Annotated in this window: 10 protein-coding genes; 5 read left to right on the plus strand and 5 right to left on the minus strand. The window is 48.6% G+C overall.

Annotated features, from left to right (window positions below; genetic code table 11):
- On the plus strand, nucleotides 1-396 hold a 396-nt coding region (locus AC3DOM_RS09180; RefSeq protein ID WP_487918742.1), incomplete at its 5' end, for an EamA family transporter.
- Nucleotides 397-438: 42 nt separating this feature from the next.
- Here the strand turns inward: AC3DOM_RS09180 and AC3DOM_RS09185 are convergent.
- The 5 genes from AC3DOM_RS09185 to AC3DOM_RS09205 form a co-directional block, all read right to left on the minus strand.
- Nucleotides 439-2199, minus strand: a complete 1761-nt coding sequence (locus tag AC3DOM_RS09185; RefSeq protein ID WP_487918743.1) for a TIGR02594 family protein — start codon at nucleotides 2197-2199, stop codon at nucleotides 439-441.
- A 52-nt stretch (nucleotides 2200-2251) separates the two neighbouring features.
- Entirely contained in the window at nucleotides 2252-3580 is a 1329-nt protein-coding gene (locus AC3DOM_RS09190) for a sulfatase family protein (RefSeq protein WP_487918744.1), read from the minus strand.
- 65 nt (nucleotides 3581-3645) lie between these two features.
- Nucleotides 3646-5484: a YgiQ family radical SAM protein gene (locus AC3DOM_RS09195; RefSeq protein ID WP_487918745.1), complete on the minus strand. Its 1839-nt coding sequence runs from the start codon at nucleotides 5482-5484 to the stop codon at nucleotides 3646-3648.
- 142 nt (nucleotides 5485-5626) lie between these two features.
- Nucleotides 5627-7468: a glutamine--fructose-6-phosphate transaminase (isomerizing) gene (glmS, locus tag AC3DOM_RS09200; RefSeq protein WP_487918746.1), complete on the minus strand. Its 1842-nt coding sequence runs from the start codon at nucleotides 7466-7468 to the stop codon at nucleotides 5627-5629.
- Between the two features lie 186 nt (nucleotides 7469-7654).
- Nucleotides 7655-7885, minus strand: coding sequence for a hypothetical protein (locus AC3DOM_RS09205; RefSeq protein ID WP_487918747.1), 231 nt, complete (start codon nucleotides 7883-7885; stop codon nucleotides 7655-7657).
- A 276-nt stretch (nucleotides 7886-8161) separates the two neighbouring features.
- Here AC3DOM_RS09205 and AC3DOM_RS09210 point away from each other — a divergent pair, with 276 nt between their 5' ends.
- From AC3DOM_RS09210 to AC3DOM_RS09225, 4 genes are all read left to right on the plus strand, one after another.
- Nucleotides 8162-8773, plus strand: a complete 612-nt coding sequence (locus tag AC3DOM_RS09210) for a TadE family protein (RefSeq protein WP_487918748.1) — start codon at nucleotides 8162-8164, stop codon at nucleotides 8771-8773.
- Between the two features lie 11 nt (nucleotides 8774-8784).
- Nucleotides 8785-10311: a pilus assembly protein TadG-related protein gene (locus tag AC3DOM_RS09215; protein ID WP_487918749.1), complete on the plus strand. Its 1527-nt coding sequence runs from the start codon at nucleotides 8785-8787 to the stop codon at nucleotides 10309-10311.
- An 11-nt stretch (nucleotides 10312-10322) separates the two neighbouring features.
- A complete protein-coding gene (locus tag AC3DOM_RS09220) occupies nucleotides 10323-12416 on the plus strand; it encodes a TadE family protein (RefSeq protein WP_487918750.1) in 2094 nt (697 codons plus the stop codon).
- Nucleotides 12417-12520: 104 nt separating this feature from the next.
- The gene (locus AC3DOM_RS09225; protein WP_487918751.1) at nucleotides 12521-13345 is read left to right on the plus strand and encodes a hypothetical protein; all 825 of its coding nucleotides are present in this window, start codon (nucleotides 12521-12523) and stop codon (nucleotides 13343-13345) included.
- The last annotated feature ends 46 nt before the right edge of the window (nucleotides 13346-13391 follow it).

Below are 13391 nucleotides of genomic sequence, written 5' to 3' on the forward strand. Positions count from 1 at the left end.
ACTGCTGCAATCCTCTATGCTGGATATATTGTCATAATCGATAAGTTGATGGCAGGGGTTGATCCACGCAGTGCAACCACAGTGATTATGCTGTCAACGGGATTTTCTATTGGGGGAATTGTTGCCTTACAAGGCTTTCAAGGTCCGGATGAAATTTTGGGTTGGATTCCGATCCTTGCAACAGTGCTTTGCTCAATCATCGCATTGGGAGCATTTTTTGCAGGGATGAAAAAAGTCGGCTCGACCAATGCGGCCATACTTTCAACTACTGAACCCTTTATTATCGTTGGTTTGGCAGCCTGGTGGCTGGGCGAACGTTTGGAAATCAGCCAGTTATTTGGGGGATTATTAATTTTACTCGCTGTGTTATTTCTCGCACGCCAGGATTTGAATTAAACGCAACCTAAAGTGTGAGAGCTATTTTTCCTGCGATTGTTATCAAGCCTTAACCCAGCCTTTTGGAATGCGATAGTTAACTACATTCCGTTTTGGATAGGATTTGATCCAGACCGCATCGCTCTGGTTGCCTCCTATTGCGCGAATATGGTCGCCGCATTCACCTAAATAAAAAGCGACATGCTGCCCGCCACCGTCCCATCGAAATGTGACCACACAACCACGTCGTGGGGTTTTTATTTCATCGCCCCATGTCATCCATGGATAGACGGTCGCCCAGCCAGTTGTCGAGATGCCAGTTTGCTCAATGGTCCAATTAACGAATGCTGCGCACCAGTCGGTTTCATCGGGAAGAGATGAATACTCACTTAAATTTGTACTGGCCATATATTCCTGGATGCGGGGATTATCCTTTGGCCCAGGGAGCTCACGTTGCCCCAGGTCGTTAAATGCGACTGGCATCCAGGGAAATTCCTCATTCTCTTGCAGGATCGCTACCTCTCCCAGGCTAACCAGATATTTTGGATCGCACCAGCCAATTAAGCCGCGAGCGGTAACTACTTTCTTCCATTCCCCATCGCCAATTACCTCAAGCACATTGACAGTTTCTTCCTCTACCAGAGATGTCAGCACAGCAGTACTTGTAAGTGGTCCAGAATAAATTGTGATTTTATTAGTAATGCAACGATGAAAGCCCATGGTGGTTTTATTAGCCGGGTCGTTTTCAAGACCACCCAGGCAATATAAATAGCTACTTGAGCACCACCCATTTTGCCCATCTGCGAGACGAACCTGGAGCCATTCCAGATCCGCTGTGGGACCGGATGACTCAACAATTGTCCCTTTGCGGAGAAGGTCTATTGATGCATAACCGACCCCTGGGCCCTTGCGTAAATGGAGCAGGTCAGCAGAGACCCGGAATTGTCCCTTATCGGAAGTCGGCTCAAAGGGGGGCGGATTTCCGGGTAGTGCCAGCAAATATTTGCCTGAGCACCATCCACTGATTGCATTATTCAGACGTACCTGCTTCCAGCTCCCATCCGCCGACTCGCCTAATTTGCTGACAATATCACCTTTGCGCACAAAGGTAAGCGCAGGATAGGAGGTCCCTGGCCCTTGGCGAACGTAAAGGGCAGAGGCAATGATTTCATATCTAATTTCCAGGTTGGGCTCGGGCTCTGGTTCAGGATCAGGATCAGGTTCAGGTTCAGGTTCAGGTTCAGGTTCGGGTTCAGGTTCGGGTTCGGGCTCTGGTTCAGGTTCGGGCTCTGGTTCAGGCTCTGGTTCAGGTTCTGGCTCGGGCTCGGGCTCGGGCTCTGGTTCTGGCTCTGGCTCGGGATCAGGCTCTGGTTCTGGTTCAGGTTCGGGAATGGGATCAGGGTCCAGGTTGAGCAGATATTTACTCGATGACCAACCGACGGTTCCATTCAGGCGTTTAACTTGTTTCCAATTTCCATCAGGGGATTCACTGAGAGATACTACCAATTCATCGCGGATGAGGTATCCCACTGACCTGAAGCTGGTGCCTGGGCCCTCTCTCAGATAAAGGGCGCTAACCGTAACCTTGTAGTTACCCGCTACCGGCGTTGGGTCATCTTGGCCTTCATCAATTATTTGCAAATACTTCCGGGAAGACCAACCCTGAGTATTGTTGGCTGTTCGTATGTTTTCCCAACGTCCATCGGGTGAACTACCAAGAATTTCGACACGCTCATCCTTAAAAAGAAGACCGAGAGCAGCGTAGGTCTTTGCAGGGCCTCCGCGCAAGTAGAGCGCATTTGCTGTCACGATTGCTTGACTCATCGAATCTCCTTAATGATTCCCAAGTTTTCAATATCAAAATTATACACTTATCCTAGTTTTTTTCCTTTTGCAAAATATCCTTGAGTTTTGTGATGATATCTTGATGATCGGGGTTTTCAAGTTGGTTTTCCAGTTCATAAGGATCTTCTTCCAGATCGTAAAACTCTGACGAATGCCCATCCGTTTCGATATATTTATAGCGCCCGGTGTGGATGGCAGCCCAGTGGCCGCGGGAGGGCCAACACTCTATGAATATTTCTTCACGCTGCCATTCCTCACCAGCCAGGAGGGGGACAAGTGAAAGGCCATCCAGGTTTTCGGGGATGGGTAGGCGGGCTAACTCATAGAAAGTGGGGGCGATATCTACTGCGCCAACAAGACGATCCTCAATATAGGGTACAGGTATGAGGGGTGGATAGCGGATCGCAAAGGGGACTCGAATTGATTCTTCGTAGGCCGTTCCCTTTGATTCCAGGCGATGTTCACCCCAATGCTTTCCGTTATCAGAAAGGAAGATGACGACGGTATTGTCAAGTTCCCCGGTCTCCTCAAGCTTATTGATGATCGCCTCAATGGCACGGTCAGCGGAGAGGAGGGTCAGGATCTGGTTGCGGCGAAATTCTTCGATATTTTCGATACCTGCTTCTTTAAAGAGGGGACGCCAGTTGACCGAATCTGGTTTGTCGGAGTTGTCGGCTTCGTTGAAGTTTGGGGGACGGTGCGGAGGCAGGTCAGGGTAGCGATCCTCATCTTCCAGGGCAGGGGTGGCGGGGCTGTGCGGCGCATCCATCGCGAACAGGAGGAAGAAAGGCTTGAGCTTCCCCGATGCTTCTTGAACGAAATCAAGCACAAGGTCACGAGTGATATCGGTGATATATCCGGGGATCTGCCAATGCCAGGTTCCATTGATATTGAGATCTATGTCGTAATACCGACTATCATCCCTGAAAACGGAGGCCCAATAATCGTATTCGGGACGCTGTTCACCCTTCCATTTGTTGATATATTTTCCAACCAATCCGGTAAAGTAGCCATTGGCCTGTAAATCTTCAACAAAGGTGCCTACCTTGAGTTCATTTTTATTATCGGTAACGTGATGGTTGTGAACATGCATTCCGGTAAGTATATTGGCTCGGCTCGGTCCACAAAGTGGTGAATTGACATAGCCGCGCGAAAAGGTGACCCCCTGATCAAAGATCAGTTCCTGGGTCTTGGGCATATATTGCATGGTGTCAAAACGCTGATCGTCAGTAAGAATGATTAGAAAATTGGGGCGGTTGTCGCCGATCCCGAAAGGATAACGGCAGGAGGCCAAAAGGCTGCTGCCGAGGGTAAGGCCGCTCAGGCGAAGGAAGTCTCGACGGGTGATTTTTTTTGACATAGATTTATTATTTTCTTACCACAAAGTGCACAAAGGTGCACGAAGAAAAAACCTTAGTGATTCTTTTACTTTGTGATCCTTCGTGTCCTTTGTGGTGAAAGGGTATTATTATAATTTCGATGCTGACGTTGAGTTTTTTGCGTCATGATCTCTTTTTGCTTGCGCTTTTTATGAGGGTCTTTTTCCACAAATAGCGGCTCAAGAGTGAATGGATCCATTTCGGTATAGTACATTACGCTTGAATATGTGGAGGGAGTTGGTGTAAAAATCTGCACCTGTTCGGGTGAGATCCGCAGCTCGCTGCTGACAAAACTCTTCATCCTGCGCATATCGCGTTCGTCGCAGCCGGGATGGGCGGCGATCATATAATAGGTCAGGAATTGTTTTTTGTCGGCGTTAAGATTGAATTCTTCGAAACGTTTTTTGAAGGCAACCAAAGATGCTGTGCCGGGCTTGCCCATTTTTTGGAGGACATGATCTTCCGAGTGTTCGGGAGCGATCTTCATCTGACCAGATGTATGATGGGTGACGACCTGACGCAGGTAATCATCGCCGTATTCGGTGTCGCTCAGGATCATATCGTACCGTAAACCGGATGCGACGAAAACTTTTTTGACACCATCGAGGTTACTTACCCTTTCCAAAACTTCGGCATGGGGGCGGTGATCGATCTTGATCACGGGGCAGATTCCCGGGCTGAGACATCGCTTGCTTGGACAGTTGCCAGCCCTCAATTTTTTATCACATTCGTAGCCATACATATTCGCAGTCGGCCCGCCCAAATCGGAGATATAGCCTTTGAATTTGGGATGCCGGGTGATCTCTTTTGCCTCCGAGACAATCGAATCCTGACTCCGTGAGCGGATCGTGCGCCCCTCGTGGACAGCGATGGCGCAAAAATTGCATTCCCCATAACAGCCGCGATGGGTGGGAATGGAGAATCCAACCGTATCCAGCGCGCGCACATTGCCGTGTTTTGCATAATAGGGATGTTGGGCGCGCTCGTATTCGAGAGCATAGATCGCATCCAGCTCAGCCTCTTCCAGATAAAAAGCGGGCGGATTCTGGACCAGCCAGCGGTCACCATGTGCCTGGGTCAGTCCCTTTGATGGGATCGGATCATTATTTTTGTAGAAGATGTGGAACATCTCGATAAAGGCCAACTTATCTTTAGCGACAATTTCGTAGGCGGGCATTTCGAGATAATTATCTCTTTTTTCTTTGGATATATAGCTTAATCCGCGGATCTCGTGCGGATCATTGCCATCGCGCAGGGCGGCAGCAAATTCAAGCGCTGCCTTTTCGGCCATACCATAAAGCAGATAATCCGCCTTTGCATCAAAGAGAATCGAGCGGCGGATTTTGTTGGTCCAATAATCGTAATGAGGAACCCGGCGCAGGCTGGCTTCGATCCCACCGAGGACGATTGGTTTGCCCTCACCCTCCGCCCTCCCCCGCGAGCGGGAGAGGGGACTTGTCCCTCCCCCGCTCGCGGGGGAGGCTAGGTGGGGGCGTTTTCCTATGCTTTTTGCATAACGCCGAATTAACCCTGTATAAACAATCGTTGCCCGATCGGGACGGCGATTATTTTCTCCGCCGGGCGTGTAGTCATCGGTGCGGCGTTTTTTCTTGAGCGCAGTGTAATTGGAGACCATCGAGTCGATGCTGCCTGCCGTCACCCCCCAGAAGAGTTCCGGTTCACCAAGTCGACCAATATCCTCAAGAGAATTTGTCTTTGGTTGGGCAATGATCCCGACGCGATAGCCTGCATCCATTAAAACCTTGCCGATCACAGCGGTTCCCATGAAGGGGCTGTCGATATAGCTGTCGCCGCTGACAATGATGATGTCGAGCGCATCCCAGCCGAGGCGGGTCATTTCTTCTTTAGTAGTAGGGAGGAACATGGATGGGATTATAGCGTGGTATTAAGAATTCAGCGAATAATGACAATAAATAATCTTGCTCTTCCTTAAATTCTCTCCAGGCTTGGTCAAAGTGCAGGAACCCGTTCCTTTTGAAGGAACGGGTTCCTCTTATAACAAATCCCTATTCTACAGTAACACTTTTTGCCAAATTGCGAGGCTGATCTACATCCAGCCCGCGCAGGGAGGCAATATGATAGGCCAACACCTGCAGGGGGATCACGGTGATCACCGGGCTGAGCAGCCATGGAGTTTCAGGGATCCAGAGGACATGGTTGGCCATGTCGGCGACGAGTTGGTCACCATCGGTTGCCACGGCGATGACGGGGCCGCCCCGTGCTTTTGCCTGCTGGATCTGGCTGATCATTTTCTCGTGCCAGGGGTCTTTCGGTGCAAGGCAGACGACAGGCATTTCTTCGTCGATCAGGGCAATTGGACCATGTTTCATCTCCCCGGCGGGGTAGCCCTCGGCGTGGATATAGGAGATTTCCTTCAGCTTCAGCGCGCCTTCATAGGCAATGGGCATATTGATCCCGCGCCCCAGATAGAGGCAGCCCTTGATATCTTTCAGGGCATGGGCAACTTTTTCAATCTCGTCTTCGCGGGCCAATGTTTGTCCAACGAGATCAGGCACCAGGCGCAGATCAGCGACCAATTGACGGCGGGAGGCCTCATCAATTGTCCCGCGCAAATCTGCCAATAGAATGGCAAGCATGTATAAATCCACGATCGGGGCGGTGAAGGCTTTTGTCGAGGCTACACCGATCTCCGGTCCGGTCTGCATCGAGATCGAGCCATCCGCGATCCGCATGGCTTGTGAGCCGATCGCATTCACGATGCTCCATAAAACCGCACCTTTTTTGCGTCCCTCTTCCATTGCGGCCAGGGTGTCGGCGGTTTCGCCAGACTGGCTGATCGCTAAAACGACCGTATTTTCGTCCACGATCGGATCCCTATAGCGGAACTCGGAAGCGATATCGATCTCAACCGGGATGCGGGTGATTTTTTCGATCAGATATTTGCCGACCATGCCCGCGTAAGCCGCCGTACCGCAAGCAACGATATAGATTTTTTGGATGCGCTCGGCAAGTTCGGGGGTCAGGTTGAGTTGTGGCAGGCGGATGCGCCCCTCGTCAAAATCGACCCGCCCGGCAAGGGTATCGGTCAGTGAGCGGACTTGTTCGTGGATCTCTTTTTGCATGAAATGGCGATATTCACCTTTTTCAGCGGCGACCGGATCCCAGGCAATCGTTTGCGGGCGTAACCTGAGCTTGTCGCCGTTTAAGGTCTGGAAGTCTGCACCCGAGCGTGAAATGATTGCCATCTGGTGCGATTCGAGAAAAACGACCTCGCGGGTATGTTCGAGAATGGCTGGGATGTCTGAGGCGGCGAACATTTCATCCTCCCCAAAGCCGATTACTACGCCGCCCGCATTGCCGATTCGTGCGGTAACGATTTTATCTGGTTCATCGGCAGACATCAGGACGATCACATTTGCGCCTTTGATTTGTTTGAACGTAGCGCGTGCGGCCTCAGTTAGATTCAGTCCGCTGGCAAGATAATGTTCCACCAGGTGGACAATTGTTTCCGTGTCTGTATCCGAAGCAAAATCCACCCCTTCGGAGCTGAGTTCATCCCGCAGCTCAAGGAAATTCTCGACGATCCCATTATGGACTACGACAACTTTGCCCGTATGTCCGGTATGCGGGTGCGCGTTTTGTTGATTGGGCGCACCATGCGTTGCCCAGCGAGTGTGACCGATGCCAATATGACCAGAGATAGGGGATTTGCCAACGAGTTCTGTCAGGCGGGAAAGCTTGCCAGCTTCACGGCGTACTTCGATATTTCCATTTTGCAGCACGGCCACACCGGCTGAGTCGTAGCCGCGATATTCAAGCCGTTTCAGGCCGCTGAGAATGATCGGTGTCGCATCACGCGGACCGATATAGCCTACGATTCCACACATATTTGGAGTCCTCCATTTTGGGTCAAAGGTTGAAGGTTACAGGTTTAAGGTTGGCAAGTTGGAAGGTTTGAAAGTTGACTTGTTAAGCCTTTGAACTTTCAACCTGCAACTTTTCAACTTGTACCTATCAACGCCACTCTATGCATTTTGTCCGCAAGGTTACCCGGGCGGTTTTGTTGCAAAATTCTATTTGGAGGGAAAGGTGGTCGGATGGTGGCACACCCGGAGGGCTTCCGCTGATCTGTCGATTTTCACGCCCTCACCCGTTCTCGTTTCACTCGAACCTCCCTCTCCCGCCATGCGGGAGAGGGGGAGCAAGCGGAGCGATGCGGGGGTGAGGGGGCTATTCCCATCTTGCGATGGGGAACCCTCTTCCTCGTCATCCTTCGACACCTCTAAAGGGGTGTTAAGGATCATGCGCTATCTTTCCCGCTTAGGGGATGTGTCCCGTAAGCAGGGCGATTATACCCTAATTGAAGAAATGGAAAATCGCTATGTGTCCCATAACGAGCGATCAGTTTATAGTATTTTTGCCCTGATAAACCGTCGAAACATACGGCAAAAGTCCAGATTTCGTGAAAAACCGGTCTTTTTTTGGATACAAAGCTCTTTTTTTGGTTGACCCTGCCAAACCTTTCCTGTATTCTTTATGAAGAGAAAAGTCGATCCATAGAAAAGGACGAACCAATTATCATGTCTGAAACCACTAATTATTCTAAGAAAACGGAAAAGGGCCAGAGCTTTGTTGAGCTAATGCTGGTTCTTATTTTCATGGTGATGTTTATTCTTGGCATAGTTGAGTTTGGCACCTTGCTAAATGAATATTTAAATCTGGTGGATGGTGCGCGTGAAGCAGCGCGTATTATCAGCGATTATGATCCTGAAGAAGATCCTTTTCCTGCATTTGAAGAAGAAGCAATAAGAATTGCCACGGAAGTAATGGCTCCCCTGGAACTGAAGCAATCTCTTGGGGATGACATCGTAATTTCATATTTCATTGTAGGTAAGGAAGCCTCTGATCCTAATCCCCATGATGCCTTTGCACGCTATCCAATAGATCCTGATACCCTCGTTGTATTCGCTGATGGATATAAACATATGGCTAATCAGGATTCAAGATTCTCAGATGCAGATATTCAAGCGCTCGTGGTGGATGGAACTACCCTCCCTCGGGGAATTTTCCTGATCGAGATATTTTATAATTACCCTCAACAATTGAAGATTCCCATCTTTTCAGACATTGTGCCAGACCCGATCCCGGTTTATACCTATGTGTTTATGCCGCTGCCAAGATTTAAGCCTTAAGGTGTATTTTGATGAAAAAAATATTTATTAGAATAAATAATTTTATAAAAAACCCTCTTCAGCCCTTGGTGTCTGCAAATAATCCTGAGCGTGGACAGGTGATCATTATTGTTGCCATGGCCATGATAGGCCTGGTGGCCTTTGTCGGTTTGGCGATTGATACTGGCCTGGTATTTGTTGGCCAGGGGAGATTGCGCCGCGCTGTTGATGCAGCAGCACTGGCAGCAGCCTCAAATTTCCGTCAGGGATATGATATTGACGAACTGAGAGATTCGGCCTATGAACTCCTGGTTTTAAATGGGGTCATTGATCCGCTTGCGGATCCTACATTGGTTTCCCAAGTGGACACCTGCTTATCACTTCCCGAAGATCCGGAATTATGTGTTGGAGAGGAGGAGGGAGGGAGGAAACTTGTCCGTGTAGATGCCACTGGAACGGTGGATTTGGCATTTTTAAGTGTGATCGGGATTAATGATGTTTCTATTTCTGCCTCTGCAACCGGAGAGGCAGCCTCGATGGATCTGGTGCTGGTTATTGATACCTCAGATTCAATGGCCAGGGATACGGGGGGCGCAGGACAGGCGGATAATGATCCCTCTGTTTGCAATCTGGACAATTCTTGCTATCCTTTTCATGATGTAAAAGATGCAGCTGATTATTTTGTGTCTCAATTAGTCTTTCCATATGATCGTGTAGCTGTAATAGCTTTTGATCGGGAAGCAAGGATCTATGATTTTGTTGATTTAGAATTTGAAGCAGAAGCAGCAGATGTTGATGATTTGGGTGGTTTTTCAAATGATTTGACCGCTATCGGAAACGCAATCGGGGGTATGAAGGTATATGATCCTCGCAAGCCCCCTTCACCTTGGACTGGTGACTGCGACGATATGCCCGCAGGTTGGCCAGGCCCCTGCCGCAGATACATATCTACCATTTACCAGGGTATGGATTGCCCTCATTTCTTTGCAACCGGCAATCCAACAGACTGCACCACAACAAATATTGGTGAAGGTGTATATGATACCGGGAATTTGCTGGCAAGTGATGGGAGAAGGGAAGCACATTGGGTAGTTGTCCTGCTTACGGATGGTGCAGCCAATTCTTCCCTGAATGGCTCTTATTGCCCGGATGTCTGGTGGGGAGATCCATTTTGCCGCAGCAATTTGGAGGCAAATTGGAAGCGATACTGTTTTGATAATTCTTATACCTGGTGTCTCAAACCCAAGATTGACGGAGGGCCGGGGGGGGAATTAGATGACTCGACTGATCGAAAATATAATTCCGATGATTTCGCCCGGGATATGTTCGACTATGTTGGCATAAATCAGGATGCCACCATTTTCACGATCGGGCTGGGGGATCAAGTGGTAACCAGTCTGCCAATCGTTGATGGTCAAGGTGCCGGTGAGCGCCTCTTGGCTTATGCGGCTTCAGATGCGGTTGGGGCCGGATTATATATTCAGTCAGCCAGTTCAGGCGATTTGCAAGCGGCATTCGATCAAATCCTTGACAGGATAGCGACACGCCTTTCAAAGTAAGGATGATAAAAATGAACCTAAAAAAACAAAACCACCCAGGTATTCGAAATAAATTCAAGGCCATAAAAAGCCGTGGACAAGCGCTGCTGGAGTTTGCACTGGCGCTGCCGATTTTACTGATGTTGATCTTTGGGATCGTTGATTTTTCACTGGTCTTTCAGGCCTGGCTCTCAATTGAGAACCTGGCTCGACAAACCACCCGCTACGCTGTCACCGGTCAATATGAGCAAATTTATTGTGATGACCTGGATGCTTCAGGTATAGCCTGTGACACCATTGCGGAGCAGGAAGAGGCCCGCCTGGAATCAATCTTGAATTTTGCTGACAGCCAGAAAACGGCGCTGTTTAATGATGAAACCCCCGGGTTGGGCGAGAGTGATCTCCGATATATCAATGTGATCGTTTGCTCCAACCGGGATGAAGATGGTGATAACACCAAGGATTATGTCTATACCAAACCGCAAATGGGCTCTTCATACGGTGATTGTGAGGATTCTGGCACTACGATAATGGACGCTGGAACACCCGGGGATATGATCTATATCGCCGTGGACTTCAACCACCCCTTTATTACCCCATTTTTAAATGATGTTTGGCCGATGGCTCATCTGGCCTCTTATCGCGAGGGTCGTGTGGAGACATTCCGTGTTTCAAAAGTGAAGGACGGAGCTGATGTGCCCATCATCCCTGATACGCTGACCCCATCAAACACGCCATCTCCAACCCCATCATTTACCCCTGTTCCAACTTTTACACCAACTCCAACAATGACCCCGAATCCATTCTGCGCCGGGCTTTCTTTCACAACTGACTGGGTACTAAATGGCCAAGAGATAAAAATGAAAGTAGCAAATGCTTCAGCAGCTGATGTATATATTGATCAGGCAATATTTATTTGGGATAATTATAATGACTACGATCCAACAAATAACGTAATAGAGCTGAAGTTTGATAAGACAATAATTTATCAGGGTGCAGATCTGTATTCTACTACTGACTCAGGCGCTGGGCATAGTAAAAGTTTGGTAAAAGGTGATGCCAAGGATTTTAAAGCCAGATTTGCAGATAGTCTAGGCTATAACTGGGTTGATGTTGATTATGCGGCCTCTGATTTTGGCCTGGAACTGCATTTTACCAATGGCTGTATCCTCTATAAACCTGTTACTTCTACAATTCAAATCCCGACACCGACCCCCCCAAGCTCCGACCCCTATGTGAATGTTGGTGGCGAAGGTGAGATCTGGTATGTCGGTACCGATGATCCCGACGTTTATTTGCAGGTAACCTGGGTAACCAACCCCGATGGATCGGTCACTGTCCTGGCTGAATTCAGCAAAAACTTCAATGATAATACTTATGGATCAGGTACACAAACTGATTGGCCGGATGCAAAGCTGAATAAAGACGGAAGTTGTAGGGATAAAGATGCTGACGGAGTTTGTGATGCGGACCATACATTCAGAGATCTCTACCACTCAGATCACCTTATCTTTGATATGGTCGGTGTGAATGCCGATGGATCTCAGAGCACATTTTTCAATGCCAAGATGGATCTGTTGACCGAAGCCCCCTCCGCCTCCAGCGGTTGGGCCTCTGGTGGTGTTACAGATAGCGGTACTTTTGCTGACACTGCTATTTACACCGGTGATGCCAGTATGGTCGTGAGTACAGATACTTCGATGGATCACAATCTGAATGACCTGGGTTGTACCAATAACATGCAGAATTCACCAACCATTGACGAGGATTACAATCAGGTTGATGATGCATATGCCTGCCCGGGTTGGGATTTCAGTGTCTGGTTTGAAATTACAATCGATCCAGCCGCATTGCCGCCTGGTGGTTTTGCCTTTCCGAGAATAAATTCCGTCCATGCCTCACCTTCAAAAAGAGATAGTAATACCCTGGTCGTGGGCGCTGGTGCGAGCCCAACCCCAACCAGTACGCTTACTCTTACTCCAACGATAACCTTTACCCCATTGCCAACGCTGACTCCGGTACCAACATTCACACCCTCTCTTACATACACGCCTGGTGGGCCAACGATTACAAATACACCAACACCCGGCCCATCACCCACAGCCACAGTCTATTTTGATGGGTAAACCGGATACTCATATCTGATAACACTTCGAATAAAAAGCTGCGCAGAATTTGCGCAGCTTTTTATTATCATTAAGGGTAGAAATTGTTATAATCATTGAATACTATGATTACGAATAATGGAAATATACCTCGAGTGCGATCAATAATAAGCCAACTTAAGAACTGGCAACTTAAGCGAAAAGGGGTCTTGATCGAATCTCTCCTGTTTATGGGGCTATATGCTGTGTTGCTCATCTCCTTTTCGCAAGATGCAATTGCGATTATATGGATCGAGAGCCTGGCCGTCATGATCTCTACTTTTGCGGCTGCGGTGCTGATTTTCTATTCGCTCCCTAATATTATAAATGTTGCCAGGCATGCCTGGTTTATGCTGGCGGTGGCCCTGTTGATCTGGACGTTCGCCGCTTTGACCAAGTTATTTCTAAATTTGATCCTTGGTCCCTCTCAATTATTTAATCCATATTTTGTAAGTATTAATCTCGTGGGATATCTTATTACGGCTTATGCGCTCTTACGGCTTCCAACCGGAGGGCGCCACGCGGCCCCTACGCGCTTTCGTTTCATACTTGACGTGTTGATATCATCCATCGCGGTGGCAGCCTTGGCATGGCTAATACTGGCCCCGCCGATCTCAAATACAATTGCAATCCAGTTAGCACTGATTCTCGTTCTCAGTGCCCCGATAGCAGATTTGATCCTATTAATAATTTACATAAATGTTTTATTGACCAATATTATCCCTCGTGTATCGGCCAACTATTTGTTCGCAGGATTCGTGGCAATTTCACTCTCCGATTATATTTCCAGCTCGTTGGAAATTTTGGGAATCTTGGGCCCGGGAAGCTTTATAAGCCTGGGGTGGGTGATTGGCGCTTTACTAATAGGCATCGGCGGAGTAAATGATAAATCAAACCTGAATAAACTTTAGTTTCCGCTAAAAGGAGATAACGAAATAGCCGGAGAATTATTCCCGG

The organism is Candidatus Desulfolinea nitratireducens (assembly GCF_982879505.1).

What these genes read in the sequence shown, in the direction of transcription:
- AC3DOM_RS09185 (WP_487918743.1), bottom strand. Translation starts at nt 2,199, where the DNA reads ATGAGTCAAGCAATCGTGACAGCAAATGCGCTCTACTTGCGCGGAGGC.
- AC3DOM_RS09190 (WP_487918744.1), bottom strand. Translation starts at nt 3,580, where the DNA reads ATGTCAAAAAAAATCACCCGTCGAGACTTCCTTCGCCTGAGCGGCCTT.
- AC3DOM_RS09195 (WP_487918745.1), bottom strand. Translation starts at nt 5,484, where the DNA reads ATGTTCCTCCCTACTACTAAAGAAGAAATGACCCGCCTCGGCTGGGAT.
- glmS (WP_487918746.1), bottom strand. Translation starts at nt 7,468, where the DNA reads ATGTGTGGAATCGTAGGCTATATCGGTCCGCGTGATGCGACACCGATC.
- AC3DOM_RS09205 (WP_487918747.1), bottom strand. Translation starts at nt 7,885, where the DNA reads ATGATCCTTAACACCCCTTTAGAGGTGTCGAAGGATGACGAGGAAGAG.
- AC3DOM_RS09210 (WP_487918748.1), top strand. Translation starts at nt 8,162, where the DNA reads ATGTCTGAAACCACTAATTATTCTAAGAAAACGGAAAAGGGCCAGAGC.
- AC3DOM_RS09215 (WP_487918749.1), top strand. Translation starts at nt 8,785, where the DNA reads ATGAAAAAAATATTTATTAGAATAAATAATTTTATAAAAAACCCTCTT.
- AC3DOM_RS09220 (WP_487918750.1), top strand. Translation starts at nt 10,323, where the DNA reads ATGAACCTAAAAAAACAAAACCACCCAGGTATTCGAAATAAATTCAAG.
- AC3DOM_RS09225 (WP_487918751.1), top strand. Translation starts at nt 12,521, where the DNA reads ATGATTACGAATAATGGAAATATACCTCGAGTGCGATCAATAATAAGC.